This is a genomic window from Gluconacetobacter asukensis, assembly GCF_014174375.1.
GTDB classification, from domain to species: domain Bacteria; phylum Pseudomonadota; class Alphaproteobacteria; order Acetobacterales; family Acetobacteraceae; genus Gluconacetobacter; species Gluconacetobacter asukensis.
Genome location: NZ_JABEQE010000005.1, coordinates 25,612 through 44,120, shown reverse-complemented (window position 1 = coordinate 44,120; position 18,509 = coordinate 25,612). Strand labels below are relative to the sequence as shown.

Sequence of the window (18,509 nt, the reverse complement as noted above, 5' to 3'; positions counted from 1 at the left end):
GCTTTATGGGTTCTGCCGTATGTCCACGCGTCTGGTGATCGACCACAGAAAAGGCGGTGCGCTGCTCCGCCATCCCGAGAAGGCGCATCGCCCGGACAATCCCATCGCCCGCAAGCCGGAGTGGATCCGCGTCAAGGCGCCGAACCACCCCGTCTATCACGAGACCCGTGCCCTGATGCGCGAGCAGAAGCTGGTGACGGTGTGCGAGGAAGCGGCCTGCCCGAATATCGGCGAGTGCTGGTCGCAGCGCCACGCCACCATGATGATCATGGGCGAGATCTGCACCCGCGCCTGTTCCTTCTGCAATGTCACCACCGGCATGCCCAACCCGCTGGACGAGGGCGAGCCCGAGCGCGTGGGCGAGGCCGTGGCCAAGCTTGGCCTGCGCCATGTCGTCATCACCTCGGTCGATCGCGATGATCTGCCCGATGGCGGGGCCGCGCATTTCGCCCGCGTCATCGGCGCGGTGCGCGCGGCGTCGCCCGCCACCACGATCGAGATCCTGACCCCGGATTTCCTGCGCAAGCCCGCATCGCTGGAAGTGGTCGTGGCGGCGCGCCCCGACGTGTTCAACCACAATCTGGAAACCGTGCCGCGGCTGTACACCTCCATCCGCCCCGGTGCGCGCTATTATCAGTCTCTGCGGCTGCTGGACGATGTGAAGCGCCATGATCCGTCGATCTTCACCAAATCCGGCCTGATGGTCGGGCTGGGCGAGGAGCGGCCAGAGATCCTGCAGGTGATGGACGACCTGCGGGTGGCGGATGTCGATTTCATCACGCTGGGCCAGTATCTGCAGCCGACGGTGAAGCATGCGCCGGTGAAGCATTTCGTCACCCCGGACGAATTCGCCGATTATGCCGCCATGGCGCGGGCCAAGGGCTTCCTGCAGGTCAGCGCCTCGCCGCTGACCCGTTCGTCCTACCACGCCGATTCCGACTTCGCCGAACTGCGCGCCGCGCGCGAGGCGAAGCTGGCGGCGGGGCGGAGCGGGGCGGAGCGCGTCTGATGCCGACGCATGCGGAACGTCGCCTGATTGCCTACGCGCCGGAACAACTGTTCGACCTTGTGGCCGATGTCGGCAAATATCCGCAGTTCCTGCCCTGGTGCGCCGCAGCCCGCGTGCGCACCCGCACCGCGACCGAATTGGTGGCGGACCTGACGATCGGCTTCGGCCCGTTTCGCGAGACCTTTACCAGCCGGGTGGATCTGGAACACCCGACGCGCATTCGCGTCCGCTATGAAAAAGGGCCGTTTCGGTACCTGAACAATGTCTGGACCTTCATGCCGGATGCGCGGGGCTGCCAGGTCGATTTCTTCGTCGATTTCGAGTTCCGCTCGCGCCTGCTCCAGGCCGCGATCGGGGTGGTGTTCAACGAGGCGGTCCGGCTGATGGTCTCCGCCTTCATCCGGCGCGCGCGCGATATCTATGGGGCCCCCGTGACCGACAAGACATTGGCGCAGCCCACCAATGCGCAGCCGGCCGGAACCGGAGGCGCCTGAGAGGCGTTGACGTTCCGTCAGGCGAATGATGGCCCTGGGCCGTCATGATGCCGCGTGCCCGAATATGGGCGCGTTCCAGCCTTTGGAGGAACGATCGTGATGAAATTGTCTTTCGGTCCGATGATTGTCGCCACGGCCCTGGTCGTCGGCATGCCGGCCCTCGCGGAACCCCATCACCATCATCATCACCATAAAGACCACCATCACCACCAGGAAGCGGCCATGGGCTCGCCCACGACCGAAGACCTGAATGCCAAGAGCCTCGCCAATGCCCGCGCCGGCACCCCGCCGGCCCCTGAAGCGTCGGTTCCGCCGGGTGCCGTTCCGCCGGGCAGCATGCCGGCCGCCCCCATGATGTCGACCCCCATGATGTCGACGCCCACCGAGCCTACCGCGACAGTCCCGTCCGGAACCGGCGCCGTCGCGCCGCCGACGCCTCCGGCCCCCTCGATGCCGGAAAGCTCTCCCCAGTAAGCTCAATAACCCCGTTCATCCCGGACAGCCCACAGGTCCGGCCCAGCCATCATGGCCGGGTGGGAGAGGGGCTTGGCTGGAAACGTGCGCCGGATCTGCGCCGGCGCACGGTTTCAGTCAGATGTGCATGTGGGCATCCGTAAGATCGGCCAGCAGGTCCAGCGCCTGCGCGACCGCCTGATTGCGGACGGCTTCCCGGTCGCCTGCGAACTGGCGCGATATCGTGCTGCCTTCGCCGTCGCGTCGTATGGCACCGAACCAGACCAGCCCGACCGGCTTTTCCGCCGAGCCGCCGCCGGGACCGGCTATGCCGGTAATGGCAACCGCGAGGTCGGCATCCGGCGCATGGGCCAGCGCGCCCCGTGCCATGGAGGCCGCGACTTCGGCGCTGACCGCGCCGTGATGGGCCAGCAATGCGGGTGGAACGCCCAGCAGCGCGGTCTTCATCGCGTTCGAATAGGTGACGAACCCGCCCTCGACCATGTCGGATGATCCGGCGTGGTGTGTCAGCGCGGCGGCGACCAGGCCGCCGGTGCAGCTTTCGGCGGTGACGGCGCGCAATCCCGCATCGCGCATCCGCCCCAGTATCTCGGCCGCACGGGCCAGTATCGGTTCGTTCAGCATGGACGTCATGGGTACCCCGCTATGCGTTCAGGCCAGGAGGATCAGCATCCGCGCGCCGGCCAGGATGATCGCCGCGATCAGCCCTGCAACGATGTCGTCGCCCATGATGCCCACCGCGTCATGCCGCCGGTCGAACCAGCCGACGGGGCCGGGCTTGGTGATATCGAACAGCCTGAACAGTGCGAACGCCAGCAGCAGCCACAGGATGCCGAGCCGATCGGGCCAGAGCGGGTCCACCTGCATGGGGCCGAACGTCAGGGGAAACATGGCGATCCACATGCCCGCGACCTCGTCGATCACGATCCACTGATGGTCCTCGCCATCGCTGACCCGGGCCGTGGCCGCATATCCGATGACACAGCACAGCAGGATCGCAACGCCCAGGACGAGAGGGTGGGGCAGGAACAGCAGGCCGCAGACAAGGGCCGCCAGCGACCCGACCGTTCCGGGAGCGACGGGAGAAAAACCGCAGCCGCCGAAACTGGCGACAAGGCGGGCAGGATTCATGGGGGCGCCTCCGATCGGGATCCGGAGGCCAGAGCCTGGTAAATGGCCAGGTTTTCCTCCACGCGCTGGATATAGCTGCGGGTTTCGGCAAACGGAATGCTCTCGATCCAGTCGAGCATGGCCGTGGGCGTGGGATCGGCATGCGCCGGATCGCCGACCGAGGCCAGCCATTCGTCGGCCCGGTGCGGCCCGGCATTATAGGCTGCCAGGACATAGGGAATCGCCCCGTCGAACTTGCGCATCAGCCGTGACAGATAGGCCGTGCCGATTCGCATGTTCAGCGTCGGATCGGTCAGGCTGGCGCCGGTCAGCGTCCCGGTCGCAAGCCCGGCCCACCGCGACACGTCGCGCGCTGCCCCCGGCACAAGCTGCATCAGGCCATAGGCGCCGGCCGGGCTGACGATACCGGGATCGAAGCTGCTTTCCTGCCGGATCACGGCCATGACGAAGCCCGTGGGCAATCCCTGTTCGATGGCCGGGAACGGCGTGGGCCAGCCCAGGGGCAGCAGGGCGATACCATCACGGCCCGCGCGGCGGGTGATCGCCACCGCCACGTCGGGCATGCCCAGCCGCACGGCGAGCATCGCGGCGAGGGCATGGCCGGCCGCATTGTCCCAACGCGAATCCTGCAACAGCACGAAATCACGCGCATGGGGCAGATCGCCCCGCGCCGCCAGCAGCCGGGCGGCCTGGACCAGATCGCTGGCCTCGAAGCGGCTCATGTCCTCGTTGCTCCAGGCCGGCATGGGCACGCTGCCCAGCCGGGCGCGGACCAGCGCACCGGACCGTTCGGGAAACAGCAGGGGGCTGGCCGCGTCTCCGTCCAGCCGCGACAGCGCCATCTGGCCGTAGAAGGTTCCGGGCATGGCGGCGGCCTGTTCCCATTCCGTGCGGGCGCCCGGGTTGTCGCCGGCTTCCTCCAGCGCGCGGCCGGTCCAGTACAGGCCACGGCTGCGCGTGATCAGCGCGCGGGAGGCGCAGAGCGACCGGAAGCGGTCGGCCGCCTGCCTGGGATCATGCAGGCGGCGCAGCAGGACCCAGCCGGTCAGGAAATCGGCATCATTGCGGGCGGCCGGGCTCATGTCGCCGGTCGGGACCGCCAGGGCGAGCGCCTCCCGGTCCCTGCCGGCCAGGAGCATGTCGTGGGCCAGCGTGTCCCGCTCGCTCCAGAAGGCGGGCAGGGGCAGGCGCCGTTCGGCCGCAAGGCCCGATTGCGGCCAGAGTGACGCGGCTTCGTCAACCTGTCCGGTCCGCCGCAGCCAGCGCAGCCGGTCCAGCACCAGCACCGGATCATCGGCCAGGGTGGGCGGAACCGTCGCCAACACGGACGCTTCGGCACCCGGCGCGGAATCTGGCCGCGCCGTCCGCAGGGCCAGCCGGGCGAGTGCCAGGGCCCGGCGCGGGGGCGGCAACCGCCCGGCCTGCCTTCGGGCGGCGTCCGGGTGACCGTCCAGTTCCTGGCGGTTGAACCGCCGCCACTGGTCGTCTGCCGTCAAGGCGCCACCGAAGACCGCGAGGAAGGGCTCTTCATCGGCGGCCCGGTCTATTCCCGCGACCCAGGCCTGCCGGGCACGGTCCACCAGGCCGGGCGGCGGGGTGGGCAGGCGGGCACAGGCCAGCAGGGCGGGGGCGGAGGTCAGCGAAAGCGTGGTGCAGGCCCGGGCCAGCCCTCTGTCATGCGCCGGCGCCTGGACCATCAGCGTCTGGACGCGCGCGAGCATGACCGGACGGCGCGGCCAGGACGGTTGCCGGTCGAGGAAGGTCAGATACGCGTCGATACTGCCGCCTTCGGGGGAAAGCAGCCGCAGATAGGTCTCAACCCGCGCCGCCACGTCGCCCGAGGCCGGAGACAATGTCGGCGCCGCGTTGATATCACTGGCGATATCGCGGGCGGCAGCGGGGAACGCCAGGCCCACAAGGGCCGCCAACGCCGCCATTCCCACCGTGCGTCCCCGGGGGCGCGACGGGACGCGACGCGGGGCAGTCGAAAGGGCGAATGGCGGCATGGCGGGCCTCATGTCAGCAGGCGCGGCGGGCGGGGCGCCCCATCATGACACGACATGCCAGATTTCGCCGCCGCCCTTGACGATCAGTTCGATCGCCACGGCCAGCACGATCAGCAACCCGACCCAGGCGATCCACCGGAACCGTTCCAGCAGCCGCGCGATCAGCGAGGCCGCGACGGCCATCATCAGCACCGAAACCGCCAGCCCGGTGATCAGCACCCAGAGATGCTTGCCCGCCGCCCCGGCCACGGCCAGCACGTTATCCAGGCTCATCGACAGGTCGGCAACGATGATGCGGATGATGGCAGTGCGCAATGCGCCGGGCGGGGCGGTGTCGGATGGTGCGGGTTCCTCCTGGTGGCGCAGTTCGCGGAACATGCGCCAGCAGACCCACAGCAGGAGAATGCCGCCGGCCAGGGTCAGGCCGATAATGGCCAGCAACTGTACGGCGACGATCGCCAGGCCGACGCGAATCAGCGCCGCCGCCGCGACGCCGGCCAGGATGGCGCGCCCCCGCAAGGGATGGGGCAGGCCGCGCACGGCCAGGCCGATCACCACGGCATTGTCGCCGGCCAGAGTCAGATCGATCAGAATGACCTGCAGAAGCGAGGCCAGGGCGGATAGGGTGAGGATGGTCGCGCTCCCGCTGGAAATGTCCGTCGGCCCGTCTCGTCGGCCGATGCCGCGCGATGTTGATCATTCCCGCCGCAACCGGGCAAGAGGCACCCCGCTTTCGAAGGAAGACGCGGCGCGGGAAATCGGCTAAAGGGGCAGCCCCGTCCCCGGAGCAGATCGTCCTTGACCCGGGATTGCCGCATGACGTGACGATGCTGCCGAACAGCATCTGGTCGAAGAGAGAAAGCCGAGCACGATGGTCCCGCGTTATACCCGTCCCGCCATGGCCGCCATTTGGGCCCCCGAGAACCGGTATCGGATCTGGTTCGAAATCGAGGCTTTGGCGTGCGAAGCCATGGCGCAGTACGGCGGCGTGCCGGCAGAGGCCGCGCGCGTGGTACGCGAGAAGGGCGACGCCGCGATGGCCGCGTTCTCGCAGGCCGACCTGGACCGTATCGACGAGATCGAGGCCGAGACGCGCCACGACGTCATCGCCTTCCTGACCTGGCTGGCCGAGAAGATCGGCCCCGAGAGCCGCTTCGTGCATCTGGGCATGACGTCGTCCGACGTGCTGGATACGTGCCTGTCGGTGCAGCTGGTCCAGGCGACCGACATGCTGCTGGCGGATCTGGACGCCGTGCTGGAGGCGCTGAAGCGCCGGGCGTTCGAACATAAATATACGCTGACCATCGGGCGCAGCCACGCGATCCATGCCGAGCCGACCTCGTTCGGCCTGAAGCTGGCGGGCCATTACGCCGAATTCGCCCGCAATCGCGAGCGCCTGGTGCGCGCCCGCGCCGAAATCGCTACCTGCGCCATTTCGGGTGCCGTGGGCACCTATGCGCATGTCGATCCGCGCGTCGAGACCTTCGTGGCCGAGAAGCTGGGCCTGGAGCCCGAGGGCGTTTCGACCCAGGTGATCCCCCGTGACCGCCATGCCGCCTATTTCTGCACGCTTGCGGTCATTGCCAGCGGCATCGAGCGTCTGGCGGTCGAAGTGCGTCATCTGCAGCGCTCCGAAGTGCGGGAGGCCGAGGAATTCTTCCATCCGGGCCAGAAGGGCTCGTCGGCGATGCCGCACAAGCGCAACCCGGTGCTGTCGGAAAACCTGACCGGCCTGGCGCGGCTGGTGCGCGCCCATGTCATCCCGGCGCTGGAGAATGTGGCGCTGTGGCACGAGCGCGACATCAGCCATTCGTCGGTCGAGCGCAATATCTGCCCCGACGGCACGATCGGGCTGGATTTCGCGCTGGCCCGTCTGGCCGGCATGATGGACAAGCTGGTGGTCTATCCGGACCGCATGCTGGCCAACCTGGAGAGCCTGGGCGGCGTCGTGCATTCCGGCGAGGTGCTGCTGGCGCTGGCGCGCGCCGGCATCCTGCGCGAGGACGCGTACCGGATCGTCCAGCGCAACGCCATGGCGACCTGGACCCGGCTGGGCGAGCCGGATGGCCGCACCTTCCGCGAGAATCTGGACGCCGATCCCGAGGTTGCGGGCCGCGTGCCGGCCGAGGTGCTGGATGCGGCGATGAACAGCGATGCCCATCTGGGCGCGCTGGATCACAGTTTTACCCGCGTCTTCGGCGAAGCCGGCCCGGCGCGCGCCGGCTGAGGCGCGCGAGGAAGCAGAGACCCGAATGTGTACGATCGTCCTGTCCTTTTCCCCCGGTTCCGCCTGGCCCCTGCTGTTCGGCGCCAACCGTGACGAACGGCTGGACCGCTCGTGGGACGCACCCGGCCGCCATTGGCCGGATCGCCCCGCGGTGGTCGGGGGGCGGGACAGGCTGGCCGGCGGGTCGTGGCTGGCCCTGAATGATTCGGGCGTCGTTGCCGGTGTGATGAATCGCGTGGGCAGCCTGGGGCCGGCGCCGGGCAAGCGTTCGCGCGGCGAACTGCCCCTGCTTGCGCTGGAACACGCCACGGCCGCCGAGGCCGCGCGGGCGATCGGCAATCTGGATGCCGGCGCGTGGCGGTCGTTCAACATGGTGGTTGCCGATCGCAACGGTGCCTATTTCATCTCCGGCCTCGGCTATGCCACACCGGAGGTCAGGGCGCTGGAACCGGGCACCCACATGGCCGCCACGACCGAGCCCGACGACATGTCCATTCCCCGGATCGGACGGCACCTGCCGCGATTCCGCGAGGCCGAGCGCCCGGTGCCGCCGGACTGGACCAGTTGGACGCGCCTGATGTCCGACCGTTCGCTGCCCGCCGGCAGCGAACTGAACATTCCGCCGCGCGCGGGATTCGGCACATGCAGTTCATCGCTCATCGGCCTGCCGGCCGATCCGGCCGCCGCGCCGTCGTGGCATTTCGCCGCCGGCGCGCCGGATCGTGTGGGCTATGCGGCGGTGGATCTGTCAGCCGCCTGAGCGACCGGCGACGCCGTAATGGCGCACCGTCAAGGGAATGGTATCTTCCGCGATCAATCATTGCTATGAGGCAGTCGCATTCCAGGGGCCCTGACCGGGCCCCCATATCGGACGGCATGCAGGACATGCCTCCATCAGCCGCATGAAGGACGAGTATGGCCCGCCGTCGTCAGCTCTACGAAGGAAAAGCCAAGATCCTCTTCGAGGGTCCGGAACCCGGGACGCTGGTCCAGTATTTCAAGGACGACGCCACGGCCGGAAACGGGGCGAAGAAGGGGATCATCACCGGCAAAGGCGTGCTGAACAACCGCATCAGCGAACATCTGATGCTGCGTCTGCACGATATCGGCATCCCGACCCATTTCATCCGCCGCCTGAACATGCGCGAGCAGCTGATTCGCGAGGTCGAGATCATCCCGCTGGAAGTCGTGGTGCGCAATGTCGCCGCCGGCAGCCTGGCGAAGCGGCTGGGCATTCCCGAGGGCACGCGCCTGCCGCGCACGATCATCGAATATTACTACAAGAACGACAGCCTGAACGACCCGATGGTCAGCGAAGAGCATATCACGGCCTTCGACTGGGCCTGCACCCATGATCTGGACGACATGGTTGCGCTGACCATGCGCACGAACGATTTCCTGACCGGACTGTTCGTCGGCATCGGCATCACGCTGGTCGATTTCAAGCTGGAGTTCGGCCGGCTGTGGGAAGGCGACGAGATGCGCATCGTCCTGGCGGACGAGATCTCGCCCGACAATTGCCGCCTGTGGGACGCAAAGACCAGCGAGAAGCTGGACAAGGACCGCTTCCGGCGCGACCTGGGCCGTGTCGAGGAAGCATATCAGGAAGTGGCCTGGCGGCTCGGCATCCTGCCCGAGGCCACGAATTCCGACATGAAGGGGCCGGAGGTGATGCAATGAAAGTACGCGTGACGGTCATGCTGAAGGACGGCGTGCTGGACCCGCAGGGCAAGGCCGTGGGCCATGCGCTGCATGTGCTGGGCTTCGGCGGCGTGGGCGAGGTGCGGATTGGCCGCGTGATCGAGCTGGAGCTGGACGAGACCGATCCCGCCGCCGCGCGCGAGAAGGCCGATGCCATGGCGCGCGGCCTGCTGGCCAACCTGGTGATCGAGGATTTCGTGACCGAGGTGGTGGCATGAGCGCGCGTCGTTGCATCCTGCTGGTTGCCGCCCTGGCGGCCGGCCTGCCGGCCTCGGCCATGGCCCAGCGGGTCTCGACCCTGCAGGGCGGGCGGTTCCTGGAACTGTGCAGCCGGGCCCCCAGCGTCGCGATCTGCGACGCTTACCTGTCCGGTCTGGCCGATTCCGTCGCCCTGACGCATGTCTATGACCGCAACGAGGGCGACAAGGCCGCGCCGACGGGCTTCTGCGTGAAGTCCGGCGTGACCAGCGCCGAGATGCGCGGGCATGTCGTGTCTTGGCTGCGCGCCCATACCGACCAGTTGTCCAAGCCGGTCGGCGAACTGGCCTTTACCGCCCTGCATGAGTCCTATCCCTGCGGTGGCGGCAAATGAAGGCCGGAATCGTCGTCTTTCCGGGCACGAACCGGGAACGTGACATGGCGATCGCGCTGCGGGTCGTGACCGGGCGCGAGCCGGTGATGATCTGGCATGGCGAGACCGATCTGCCGGATCTGGACCTCGTCGTGCTGCCCGGCGGGTTCAGCTACGGCGATTACCTGCGCTGTGGCGCCATGGCGGCCCATGCCCCGATCATGCCCGCGATCCGCCGCTTCGCCGAAGCTGGCGGCCATATCCTGGGTGTGTGCAACGGCTTCCAGATCCTGACGGAAGCCGGTCTGCTGCCGGGAGCACTGCTGCGCAACGGCGCGCTGCGCTTCCTGTCGCAGGACTGCCATCTGCGGGTCGAGCGCAACGATACGCCCTTTACCCGCCGCTGGAACGCGGGCGACGTGTTCCGCGCCCCGATGGCGCATGGCGACGGCAACTATATCGCCGACGACGCCACGATCCGCGAGCTGGAAGACAGCGGACGCATCGCGTTCCGCTATTCGCGGCCCGACGGGCGCGTCGATGAAGGCGACCGGCAGACCAATCCCAATGGCAGCGTCAAGGCGATTGCCGGCGTGCTCAGCGCCAATCTGCGGATCTGCGGCATGATGCCGCACCCCGAAGACCTGGTGGACCCGCTGATGGGCGGCGAAGATGGAAAGCCCCTGTTCGAGGGGCTGGTGGAGGCTCTGGTCCGATGAGCAGCGCAACGGGGCAGAAGCCCGTCGACGAGGCCCCCGTCACTCAGGATTTGGCACGGGAATTCGGACTGACGGCCGAAGAATACGGCAATGTGCTCTCGATCATGGGGCGCACGCCCAGCCTGACCGAGCTGGGCATCTTTTCCGTCATGTGGTCGGAACATTGTTCCTATAAATCCTCGCGCGTGTGGCTGCGCACGCTGCCGACCACGGCGCCGTGGGTGATCCACGGCCCCGGCGAAAATGCGGGTGTGGTCGATATCGGGCAGGGGCTGGCCGCCATCTTCAAGATGGAAAGCCACAACCACCCGTCCTTCATCGAGCCCTATCAGGGTGCCGCGACCGGTGTGGGCGGCATCCTGCGTGACGTGTTCACCATGGGCGCGCGGCCGGTCGCCAACCTCAACGCGCTGCGGTTCGGCAGCCCGGAGAACCCGCAGACCCGCCGCATCGTCGACGGCGTGGTGCGCGGCATCGGCGGCTACGGCAATTGCGTCGGCGTGCCGACCGTGGGCGGGGAAATCAATTTCCATCCGGCCTATGACGGCAACCCGCTGGTCAATGCCATGACGGTGGGCATTGCCCGCCAGGATCGCATCTTCCTGTCCGCCGCGGCGGGGATCGGCAATCCGGTGGTGTATGTCGGCTCCAAGACCGGGCGCGACGGCATCCATGGCGCGACCATGTCGTCCTCCGAATTCGACGAGGACGCGCTGGCCAAGCGCCCGACCGTGCAGGTCGGCGACCCGTTCGTGGAAAAACTGCTGATCGAGGCGTGCCTGGAACTGATGGCCACCGACGCGATCGTGGCGATCCAGGACATGGGCGCCGCCGGCCTGACTTCCTCGTCGGTCGAGATGGCGGGCAAGGGCGGGGTGGGTATCGACCTCGACCTCGATGCCGTGCCGCAGCGCGAGCGCGGCATGACCGCCTATGAGATGATGCTCTCCGAAAGCCAGGAGCGCATGCTGATCGTCATTCACCCGGACCGGACCGAACTCGCCCGCGCGATCTTCGAGAAATGGGAACTGGATTTTGCGATCATCGGCCATCTGACCGATACCGGCCATATCGTCGTGCGCCATCAGGGGCGCGTCGAGGCCGATATTCCGCTGGACCCGCTGGCCGACCAGGCGCCGCTCTATCGCCGCCCGACCGCGCCGTCGCCCGAGCCGGCACCGCTGGGCCCGATCACCGACCCGGTCGGGATCGAACAGGCGCTGATCCGTCTGATCGGCTGCCCGGACCTGGCATCGCGTGCCTGGGTGTGGAACCAGTATGACAGCACCGTGGGCGGCCAGACCGTGAAGCGGCCGGGTGCGGCCGACGCCGCGATCGTCAAGGTCGAGGGCACGTCGCTGGGCCTGGCGCTGACCACGGACTGCACGCCCCGCTATTGCCGGGCCGATGCCCGCCAGGGCGGCGCGCAGGCGGTGGCCGAAGCGTGGCGCAACATCGTGGCGACCGGTGCCCGTCCGCTGGCGGTGACCGACAATTTGAATTTCGGCTCGCCGGAAAAGCCCGAGGTGATGGGGCAGTTCGTTGCCGCCATCGAGGGGATGGGCGAGGCCTGCCGCGCCCTGGACTTCCCGGTCGTCAGCGGTAACGTCTCGCTCTACAACGAGACCCGCGCGCCGGACGGATCGTCGGTTTCGATCCTGCCGACGCCGGCCATCGGTGGGCTGGGCGTGCTGGACGATGTGAATCGCGCCATCGGCCTGGCCATGCCGGACGAGGGCACGCTGGTCCTGGTCGGTGCCACCCGTGGCGAACTCGGCCAGTCGCTGTGGCTGCGCGAGATCCATGGGCGTGAAGACGGCGCCCCGCCCGCGATCGACCTGGCGGCGGAGCGCCGCAACGGCGATTTCGTCCGTCAGCAGATCGAAGGCGGCCATATCCTGGCCTGCCACGACGTGTCCGATGGCGGGATTCTGGTTGCGCTGGCCGAGATGGCGATGGCGGGCGAGGCCGGGTGCATCCTGTCTGCCCCGCAATCGGGCATGCGGCCCGAGGCGTTCTGGTTCGGCGAAGACCAGTCACGATATGTTGTGGCGGTGCGCGACGCCGAGGCCTTTACCCTTGCTGCGACGGCGGCCGGGGTGGAAACGCGGGTCCTCGGCCAGGTGGGGGGCGACGGTTTGACTTTGCCCAGCGGCGCCACAATATCGAAGGCGCGGCTGAAAGCGGTCAATTCGGCGTTTTTCCCCGCCCTGATGGACGATTGAGCGACAAGGTCGCGAAGGAGGAACGCCGATGGCGATGACGGCACAGGAGATCGAAACCTATATCCGCACCGCCCTGCCGGATGCCGCGATCAGTATCGAGGATCTGGCGGGCGACGGCGATCATTATGCTTGCACCGTCGTCAGCGAGGCCTTTCGGGGATTGTCGCGCGTCCGCCAGCATCAGATCGTCTATGCGGCGCTTCAGGGACATATGGGTGGCAAGCTGCATGCCCTGGCCCTGCAAACCACCGCCCCGGACTGAATAAACGCCCCCATTATGCGGCCGCCCCCGGCCGCCTACTGCACAGGACTGAACAAATGGCTGAAACCATCGCGCAGCGTATCCAGAACGATATCGATACCAACCCGGTCATGCTGTACATGAAGGGGAACGCCCTGTTCCCGCAATGCGGGTTCTCGGCCCGCGTGGTGCAGATCCTGAATCACACCGGCGTGCCGTTCCAGACCGCGAACGTGCTGGAAGATCCGGAACTGCGTCAGGGGGTCAAGGATTTCACGAACTGGCCGACCGTGCCGCAGCTCTATGTGAAGGGCGAGTTCATCGGTGGCTGCGATATCGTGACCGAAATGTTCCAGACCGGCGAACTGGAAAAGCTGTTCGCGGAAAAGGGGATCGTGTCGGCCTCGGCCTGATCCCTCGCACCTTACGATCTGAAGAACGGGCCGGTCGCCATGACCGGCCCGTTTTTTATATTGGGCCCGCGCCCTTTCTCTTGTCGCGCGCCCCGCCTTTCGTTTAGCTTTCCCTTATCGGGTTGGTGTGAGGTGATGGATGTTCCAGGCAGTATTCAGGAAGACCGCGTTCTGCGCACTTGGAGCCGGGATGTTCCTGCTGGCCGCCACTCCCCACAACGCGCATGCGCATGTGGTGACGAATGACGAAGCCGGGCGACTGACCCTGGATGCCTTGACCGCAATCCCCATGCCGGTCCGGCACGTTGCCTATCATCGTGACACGCGCGCCATTCATGTGGCGTCGATCAGCGACTTCCATTCGGCCCGTGCGACCGTCCGCTCGCGCGGACTGGTCCATAATGTCGTCTATCATCCCCATGCCGTGGCATCGGCCCGGCATACCGCCCATAAGGGGCGCCACCGCACCTGATCCGCGCCGCGACCGCCCGGCACCGACGCCCCCGGAGCCTATGCTTCCGGCCTGAAGGCGTCGGCGATGTGGTGTACGGACCCGTCAGCTGTGACCAGCAGAACATCGAAGCGCATTTGTTCGCACACCCAGTCGGGATGTGCGGCGCACAGCGCCGTCGCCGCATTCGCCAGACGGCGCATCTGGTGACGGGTCAGGGATTCCGCTGCCTCGACATAGGATGGGCGGCATTTGACCTCGCAGAACGCCAGCAGGTCGCCGCGCCGCGCGACAAGGTCGATCTCGCCCCAACGCGTGCGGGCCCGATGGCCCAGGATCGTCCATCCACCCTGCCGCAGCCATGCCATGGCCGTCTGTTCGGCATGCAGCCCACGGGCGTGAGAAGCCGCCCCGCGCACCTGCCGCCGGGCGCGCAGTCCGGCCGAGAGTTGATCCTTGCCCCATTCCGGCTGCACCATCGACCGTCCTGACCTTTCTCTCCGCGTCGGTTCGAACAGTGCCCCGCCGCGCTCGCTTCGACAATGCCGCCGCCCATCATCCTGGATCGAGCTGACGCATGCTGATCGTGTACTGGCAAACCGTGCTTCTGCTGGTGTTTCTGTTCCGCATTGCGGTTGCAGCCTTGGTGACGGGGCATGTGCTGCTGAACAAGAAGGATGTCGGCGCCGCGATCGGCTGGATCGGCATCACCATCCTGATGCCGTTCACTGGCGGGACATTGTACGCGATGTTCGGCATCAACCGGGTGCATCGCCGGGCGCGCAAGCTGATCGGGCGGGCCTCCTGGCACAGCCGCACGCTTTCCTCCCGCTGGAAGCGCGCCGAAGAGGGCAGCTTTGCCCCGCTGGCGCATATGGTCGGCAAGCTGACCGGCCGGCCGCTGATGGGCGGCAACCGTGTCGAGATGCTGCATAACGGCGACGAGGTCTATCCGCAGATGCTGGCGGCGATCGAGGGCGCCACCAGCAGCGTGCTGCTCTGCTCCTACATCTTTCGCGGCGACGCGGCGGGCCAGCGGTTCCTGACCGCACTGATCCAGGCCCATCGTCGCGGCATTGCGGTGCGGGTGCTGGTCGATGGGATCGGCAGCGGTTATTTCCACTGCCAGGTCGCATCCGCCCTGCGTCGGACCGGCGTGCCGGTTGCCCGTTTCATGCACTCGATGCTGCCCTGGCGCATGCCCTTCATCAACATGCGCAACCACAGGAAGATCCTGGTGGTGGATGGCCATCTGGGCTTCATGGGCGGGCTGAATATCGGGGTGGAAAACCTGATGGCGACCCACCCCCGCCATCCGGTGGCGGACACGCATTTCCGGCTGGAAGGCCCGATCGTCCATCAATTGACCGAAGCCTTCGCCCAGGACTGGTCCTTTGCCTGGGGCGAAGACCTGCCGCCGGCCTCGATCTTTCCCGAGATGACGCCGAAGGGCGAGACGCTGGCACGGATCGTGACGGCGGGGCCGGATTCCGATCTGGAAAAGATCGAATATACCATGCTCCAGGCCATTACCCTGGCCCGACAGTCGGTACGGCTGATGACGCCCTATTTCCTGCCCGGCGATCGCTTCCTGAGCGAACTGGCCTTGGCGGCCCTGCGCGGAATCGAGGTCGATATCGTGGTGCCGCGGCACAGTAATCACACGCTGATCGACTGGGCCCGTTCGGCCAATCTGCCGCGCTTTCTCGATTCCGGCTGTCGCGTCTGGCAGGCAAGGCCGCCCTTCAACCATTCCAAGCTGATGGTGGTGGACCGGCACTGGACCTGCGTCGGCAGTTCCAACCTCGACGTGCGCAGCCTGCGCCTGAATTTCGAAATCAATCTGGAAGCCTATGACGATGCGCTGGCAGCGCGGATCGACGATTTCATCGTCATGCATCGGCAGGATCGCCTGACCCATTACGATCTGGACCGCAGGTCGCTGCCGATCCGCCTGCGGGATTCGGCGGCGCGGCTGTTCCTGCCTTACCTGTAGTCCGATCGCTCCAGTCGCACTGCGATCGGCCGGTGGTCCGACGCGTATCGGTTCAGTACCCGTGCCTGGGTGCAGATCAGGCCCCGCACCAGACACCGGTCGATCCGGATCGGGAGCATGTCGACCATCCGGTGGGTTGGCGCGCGTGGTCCCACATCACGGAAACTCGGCATCAGGGTTGGACCGACCAGGTTGAAATCGCCCAGCACAGCGGCATGGGACGGCAGGATCTGGACCAGCCGGCGCAACTGGCGGCGATTCATGATCTGGCCGTGCGACAGATGGACATTCGCCACCGAAAAACCGAAGGCCGCGCATTCGATCACCTGCGCGACCCGGCGCACCAGCGGGCCGGAGGGCAGGGTGCAGGCAAGGGGGGGGCGACGGAACGGGCCGGGGCTCCAGCAGGCGACACCATGAATGCGGCCCGGCAGGGGCGAGCGGGCGTAATGACCGCCGATCAGATGGGGCAGGGCATCGAAATCCTCGGTCGCTTCCTGCATCAGCAGCAGGTCCGGCCGTTCCTCCTCGATCAGGTGGATCACGTCGCGCGGCGTGGCCCCGACGCGATGCAGCAGGTTCCAACTGACGATCTTGCGTTCCGACCCGATGACGGGCGCCGGCAGATGGGCCGGGCGCGGGCGCTGCCCCGGGCGCGGGGGCAGCAGCGGGGAGGGGTGGGTGATGCTCATGATTCGATGAAGGTCTCCTCTATCCGGGCGTTTTTCCCCGCCCGGCCCGGCGCGTTGGCAGCAAATTCGGCCGTGAGCGTGTAGCCCACGCCCAGCAGCACCGGGCCGAGGAAGATCCCCAGCGCGCCGAAGGTCCACACTCCGCCCAATACGCCCAGGACCGTCAGCAGATAAGGCAGTTGCGCGCCGCGCGAGATGAACATCGGCCGGATGACATGATCGGCCCCCGAAATGATGAAGGTCCCGAACGCCACCAGGCAGATCCCGCGCCAGAGATGATGCGTCAGCATCAGGGCCAGCGCACCCGGAATCCAGATCAGCGGTGCCCCGATCGGCAGCACCGCGACCCCGGCGGTAATCATGCCGAACAGTACCGGTTGCGGCAGCCCGGTCATGGCGAAGCCCAGCCCCGTCAGCACGCCCTGGATGATCGCGGTGCCCAGGATACCATAGACCGTCCCACGGATGGTCCGGCCGATGATGCCGATGATCCGGTCGGCATAGGCGCCGGCGATGCGCCGGATGACGGCCGCGAAGGTCGCGCCCAGCGCATCACCGCCCAGCCAGAAGAAGAAGGCGATGAACAGCGCCATGCCCAGATGGACCAGCCCGCTGGCAACCAGCATCAGGCCGCTCAGCATCGATTGCGCGATATTGCCGGCATAGGGCAGCAGCATGTGTTCGGCATGGCCCAGGTCGGTGGCCCATTGGGTCCATTTGTTCGCCAGGTCGGGGCCGACAAGGGGGATGCGCGACAGCCATGTGGGTGCGGGCAGGTGGAACGACGTCAGCGAGGTCGTCAGCCGCTCGAACGTGCCGGGGAGGTCCGCGATGCTGGAGCTGACCACGATCACCAGCGGCACGGCGACGACCAGCGTCGTCAGCACCGTCATGATCACCGCACCCACTACCGGCCCCATGTTCCGTCGGATGCGGACATAGATCGGCCAGGTGGCGAAGGTCAGGATCGCCGCCCAGAGCAGGGCCGACATGAAGGGATAGAGGATGGCGCCGCACCCGAAGGCGACACCGCCCAACAACAACCCCATCATGATGCGCTCGGTCATTGATTCCCGCCATGGCTTGCGACGCCGGAGCGCATCCGGCACCGCCTGATGATGTGGCACCGCACCGGGATGGTAAAGGGCCGCGAGGCAGCGATGGTTGATCGGGAGCGAAGCACTCCGCTAAGGACGGTCTGTGCTTCGGATACCCCGCCGCTTCGTCTGGGCCCGGAACAGCACCGAACCGTGATGGGGTCCCTCTCGATGCATGCGTCCATTCATCCCCTGATCTCGCCCGCCCGGCTGCTTGAGATCTTCTCCGCGCCGGACCTCGTCCTGCTCGACGCCACGATGGCCCTGCCGGGTGAGACGTTCGATCCGGCGCGGCGTTTCGTCGAAGCCCGGCTGCCGGGGGCCCGCCGCTTCGACATCGAGCAGTTTTCCGACCCCGAAACCGTCTTGCCGCACATGATCCCGACCCAGGCGCGCTTCGCGGCGCTGGCGGGCGCGCTGGGCCTGTCCGACGCGGCGCATGTGGTCTTCTACGACCAGGGCAATGCGGCATCGGCGGCGCGGGGCTGGTGGCTGGCCGGGCTGTTCGGGCTGGAGCGTGTCCAGGTGCTGGATGGCGGCCTGCCGGCATGGCAGCGGGCCGGCGGCCCGGTCGAGAGCGGCCCGCCACCGGCCGTGGCCGCGGCCACTTTCCGCCCGGCGCCCCGTTTCGTGCGGGTCGCGGGGCTGGGTGACATGCGTGACCATGTGAGGCGCGGGGACCGGCTGATCCTCGATGCCCGCACCCACGGGCGCTTCACGGGCGAGGTGGCCGAGCCCCGGCCGGGTCTGGCGTCGGGCCACATGCCGGGTGCGCACAACCTGCCGTTCGGCAGGCTGCTGGACGACAACCGCGCGTTCCTGCCGCCCGAGATCCTGCATGCGCGGTTTGCCGAGGCCGGTGTGACCGAAGACCGGCGTGTCATCACCAGTTGCGGGTCCGGCGTGACGGCGGCGGTGTTGTCGCTGGGGCTGGCGATCTGCGGCCGTGCGGGCGATGCACTGTATGACGGCTCCTGGGCGGAATGGGGATCGACGCCCGGCGCGCCGGTGGAGACCGGGCCGGGTCGGGGCGCCCTTTCGTGACCGATCGCGAAACCCTGC

The 18,509-nt window shown here is 67.4% G+C and carries 22 protein-coding genes; 15 read left to right on the top strand and 7 right to left on the bottom strand.

All coding sequences use genetic code 11. The features are described 5' to 3' along the window. Positions 1-19 precede the first annotated feature (19 nt). The 3 genes from lipA (at position 20) to HLH35_RS07330 (ending at position 1,977) form a co-directional block, all read left to right on the top strand. Positions 20-1,009, top strand: coding sequence for a lipoyl synthase (lipA, locus tag HLH35_RS07340; RefSeq protein ID WP_182978533.1), 990 nt, complete (start codon positions 20-22; stop codon positions 1,007-1,009). Beyond that, positions 1,009-1,503, top strand: coding sequence for a type II toxin-antitoxin system RatA family toxin (locus HLH35_RS07335; RefSeq protein WP_182978532.1), 495 nt, complete (start codon positions 1,009-1,011; stop codon positions 1,501-1,503). The genes lipA and HLH35_RS07335 overlap by 1 nt, the downstream gene beginning before the upstream one ends. Positions 1,504-1,602: 99 nt before the next feature. After that, positions 1,603-1,977, top strand: coding sequence for a hypothetical protein (locus HLH35_RS07330; protein ID WP_182978691.1), 375 nt, complete (start codon positions 1,603-1,605; stop codon positions 1,975-1,977). A gap of 117 nt (positions 1,978-2,094) precedes the next feature. Here HLH35_RS07330 and HLH35_RS07325 read toward each other — a convergent pair whose 3' ends face one another. The 4 genes from HLH35_RS07325 to HLH35_RS07310 all read right to left on the bottom strand — a co-directional run bounded on the left by HLH35_RS07325 (position 2,095) and on the right by HLH35_RS07310 (position 5,747). Continuing rightward, entirely contained in the window at positions 2,095-2,601 is a 507-nt protein-coding gene (locus tag HLH35_RS07325) for a CinA family protein (RefSeq protein WP_182978531.1), read from the bottom strand. A gap of 27 nt (positions 2,602-2,628) precedes the next feature. Next, positions 2,629-3,108 (bottom strand): phosphatidylglycerophosphatase A family protein, encoded by a 480-nt coding sequence (locus HLH35_RS07320; protein WP_182978530.1) that lies wholly within the window; start codon positions 3,106-3,108, stop codon positions 2,629-2,631. Continuing rightward, the gene (locus HLH35_RS07315) at positions 3,105-5,045 is read right to left on the bottom strand and encodes a lytic transglycosylase domain-containing protein (RefSeq protein ID WP_182978690.1); all 1,941 of its coding nucleotides are present in this window, start codon (positions 5,043-5,045) and stop codon (positions 3,105-3,107) included. Before HLH35_RS07315 ends, HLH35_RS07320 begins: the two co-directional genes overlap by 4 nt. A gap of 111 nt (positions 5,046-5,156) precedes the next feature. Next, positions 5,157-5,747, bottom strand: coding sequence for a YjbE family putative metal transport protein (locus HLH35_RS07310; RefSeq protein ID WP_182978689.1), 591 nt, complete (start codon positions 5,745-5,747; stop codon positions 5,157-5,159). Between the two features lie 238 nt (positions 5,748-5,985). On the opposite strand from HLH35_RS07310, the gene purB reads away from it, so the two are divergent. The 10 genes from purB (at position 5,986) to HLH35_RS07260 (ending at position 13,683) form a co-directional block, all read left to right on the top strand. Next, positions 5,986-7,341, top strand: coding sequence for an adenylosuccinate lyase (gene purB, locus HLH35_RS07305; protein ID WP_182978529.1), 1,356 nt, complete (start codon positions 5,986-5,988; stop codon positions 7,339-7,341). A 25-nt stretch (positions 7,342-7,366) separates the two neighbouring features. Next, positions 7,367-8,101, top strand: a complete 735-nt coding sequence (locus HLH35_RS07300) for an NRDE family protein (RefSeq protein WP_182978528.1) — start codon at positions 7,367-7,369, stop codon at positions 8,099-8,101. Between the two features lie 155 nt (positions 8,102-8,256). Continuing rightward, positions 8,257-9,021, top strand: coding sequence for a phosphoribosylaminoimidazolesuccinocarboxamide synthase (gene purC, locus HLH35_RS07295; RefSeq protein ID WP_182964489.1), 765 nt, complete (start codon positions 8,257-8,259; stop codon positions 9,019-9,021). Beyond that, a complete protein-coding gene (purS, locus tag HLH35_RS07290; RefSeq protein ID WP_114728364.1) occupies positions 9,018-9,260 on the top strand; it encodes a phosphoribosylformylglycinamidine synthase subunit PurS in 243 nt (80 codons plus the stop codon). The genes purC and purS overlap by 4 nt, the downstream gene beginning before the upstream one ends. Next, on the top strand, positions 9,257-9,634 hold the full coding sequence (locus HLH35_RS07285) for a Rap1a/Tai family immunity protein (RefSeq protein WP_182978527.1): 378 nt from the start codon (positions 9,257-9,259) through the stop codon (positions 9,632-9,634). Before purS ends, HLH35_RS07285 begins: the two co-directional genes overlap by 4 nt. Next, a complete protein-coding gene (gene purQ / locus HLH35_RS07280; protein ID WP_182964487.1) occupies positions 9,631-10,332 on the top strand; it encodes a phosphoribosylformylglycinamidine synthase subunit PurQ in 702 nt (233 codons plus the stop codon). Before HLH35_RS07285 ends, purQ begins: the two co-directional genes overlap by 4 nt. Further along, a complete protein-coding gene (gene purL / locus HLH35_RS07275; RefSeq protein WP_182978526.1) occupies positions 10,329-12,557 on the top strand; it encodes a phosphoribosylformylglycinamidine synthase subunit PurL in 2,229 nt (742 codons plus the stop codon). Before purQ ends, purL begins: the two co-directional genes overlap by 4 nt. A 28-nt stretch (positions 12,558-12,585) precedes the next feature. Next, positions 12,586-12,819: a BolA family protein gene (locus HLH35_RS07270; protein WP_182964485.1), complete on the top strand. Its 234-nt coding sequence runs from the start codon at positions 12,586-12,588 to the stop codon at positions 12,817-12,819. Positions 12,820-12,875: 56 nt separating this feature from the next. Then, on the top strand, positions 12,876-13,211 hold the full coding sequence (gene grxD, locus HLH35_RS07265; RefSeq protein WP_182964484.1) for a Grx4 family monothiol glutaredoxin: 336 nt from the start codon (positions 12,876-12,878) through the stop codon (positions 13,209-13,211). A gap of 139 nt (positions 13,212-13,350) precedes the next feature. After that, the gene (locus HLH35_RS07260) at positions 13,351-13,683 is read left to right on the top strand and encodes a hypothetical protein (RefSeq protein WP_182978525.1); all 333 of its coding nucleotides are present in this window, start codon (positions 13,351-13,353) and stop codon (positions 13,681-13,683) included. Between the two features lie 38 nt (positions 13,684-13,721). On the opposite strand, the gene HLH35_RS07255 is transcribed toward HLH35_RS07260, so the two are convergent. After that, the gene (locus HLH35_RS07255) at positions 13,722-14,141 is read right to left on the bottom strand and encodes a YraN family protein (RefSeq protein WP_246384927.1); all 420 of its coding nucleotides are present in this window, start codon (positions 14,139-14,141) and stop codon (positions 13,722-13,724) included. Positions 14,142-14,239: 98 nt separating this feature from the next. Here HLH35_RS07255 and cls point away from each other — a divergent pair, with 98 nt between their 5' ends. Continuing rightward, entirely contained in the window at positions 14,240-15,658 is a 1,419-nt protein-coding gene (gene cls / locus HLH35_RS07250; RefSeq protein WP_182978524.1) for a cardiolipin synthase, read from the top strand. Here cls and HLH35_RS07245 read toward each other — a convergent pair. Together HLH35_RS07245 and HLH35_RS07240 are read right to left on the bottom strand one after the other, a co-directional pair. Further along, a complete protein-coding gene (locus HLH35_RS07245; protein ID WP_182978523.1) occupies positions 15,649-16,350 on the bottom strand; it encodes an endonuclease/exonuclease/phosphatase family protein in 702 nt (233 codons plus the stop codon). The genes cls and HLH35_RS07245 overlap by 10 nt on opposite strands. Beyond that, a complete protein-coding gene (locus HLH35_RS07240; RefSeq protein ID WP_182978522.1) occupies positions 16,347-17,417 on the bottom strand; it encodes an AI-2E family transporter in 1,071 nt (356 codons plus the stop codon). Before HLH35_RS07240 ends, HLH35_RS07245 begins: the two co-directional genes overlap by 4 nt. Positions 17,418-17,630: 213 nt before the next feature. On the opposite strand from HLH35_RS07240, the gene HLH35_RS07235 reads away from it, so the two are divergent. Then, positions 17,631-18,491: a sulfurtransferase gene (locus tag HLH35_RS07235; RefSeq protein WP_408870107.1), complete on the top strand. Its 861-nt coding sequence runs from the start codon at positions 17,631-17,633 to the stop codon at positions 18,489-18,491. The last annotated feature ends 18 nt before the right edge of the window (positions 18,492-18,509 follow it).

Excerpts from the sequence above, each read along its gene's own strand:
- lipA (WP_182978533.1), top strand. The coding sequence starts at position 20 with ATGTCCACGCGTCTGGTGATCGACCACAGAAAAGGCGGTGCGCTGCTC.
- HLH35_RS07335 (WP_182978532.1), top strand. The coding sequence starts at position 1,009 with ATGCCGACGCATGCGGAACGTCGCCTGATTGCCTACGCGCCGGAACAA.
- HLH35_RS07330 (WP_182978691.1), top strand. The coding sequence starts at position 1,603 with ATGAAATTGTCTTTCGGTCCGATGATTGTCGCCACGGCCCTGGTCGTC.
- HLH35_RS07325 (WP_182978531.1), bottom strand. The coding sequence starts at position 2,601 with ATGCTGAACGAACCGATACTGGCCCGTGCGGCCGAGATACTGGGGCGG.
- HLH35_RS07320 (WP_182978530.1), bottom strand. The coding sequence starts at position 3,108 with ATGAATCCTGCCCGCCTTGTCGCCAGTTTCGGCGGCTGCGGTTTTTCT.
- HLH35_RS07315 (WP_182978690.1), bottom strand. The coding sequence starts at position 5,045 with ATGGCGGCGTTGGCGGCCCTTGTGGGCCTGGCGTTCCCCGCTGCCGCC.
- purB (WP_182978529.1), top strand. The coding sequence starts at position 5,986 with ATGGTCCCGCGTTATACCCGTCCCGCCATGGCCGCCATTTGGGCCCCC.
- HLH35_RS07300 (WP_182978528.1), top strand. The coding sequence starts at position 7,367 with ATGTGTACGATCGTCCTGTCCTTTTCCCCCGGTTCCGCCTGGCCCCTG.
- purC (WP_182964489.1), top strand. The coding sequence starts at position 8,257 with ATGGCCCGCCGTCGTCAGCTCTACGAAGGAAAAGCCAAGATCCTCTTC.
- purS (WP_114728364.1), top strand. The coding sequence starts at position 9,018 with ATGAAAGTACGCGTGACGGTCATGCTGAAGGACGGCGTGCTGGACCCG.
- HLH35_RS07285 (WP_182978527.1), top strand. The coding sequence starts at position 9,257 with ATGAGCGCGCGTCGTTGCATCCTGCTGGTTGCCGCCCTGGCGGCCGGC.
- purQ (WP_182964487.1), top strand. The coding sequence starts at position 9,631 with ATGAAGGCCGGAATCGTCGTCTTTCCGGGCACGAACCGGGAACGTGAC.
- purL (WP_182978526.1), top strand. The coding sequence starts at position 10,329 with ATGAGCAGCGCAACGGGGCAGAAGCCCGTCGACGAGGCCCCCGTCACT.
- HLH35_RS07270 (WP_182964485.1), top strand. The coding sequence starts at position 12,586 with ATGGCGATGACGGCACAGGAGATCGAAACCTATATCCGCACCGCCCTG.
- grxD (WP_182964484.1), top strand. The coding sequence starts at position 12,876 with ATGGCTGAAACCATCGCGCAGCGTATCCAGAACGATATCGATACCAAC.
- HLH35_RS07260 (WP_182978525.1), top strand. The coding sequence starts at position 13,351 with ATGTTCCAGGCAGTATTCAGGAAGACCGCGTTCTGCGCACTTGGAGCC.
- HLH35_RS07255 (WP_246384927.1), bottom strand. The coding sequence starts at position 14,141 with ATGGTGCAGCCGGAATGGGGCAAGGATCAACTCTCGGCCGGACTGCGC.
- cls (WP_182978524.1), top strand. The coding sequence starts at position 14,240 with ATGCTGATCGTGTACTGGCAAACCGTGCTTCTGCTGGTGTTTCTGTTC.
- HLH35_RS07245 (WP_182978523.1), bottom strand. The coding sequence starts at position 16,350 with ATGAGCATCACCCACCCCTCCCCGCTGCTGCCCCCGCGCCCGGGGCAG.
- HLH35_RS07240 (WP_182978522.1), bottom strand. The coding sequence starts at position 17,417 with ATGACCGAGCGCATCATGATGGGGTTGTTGTTGGGCGGTGTCGCCTTC.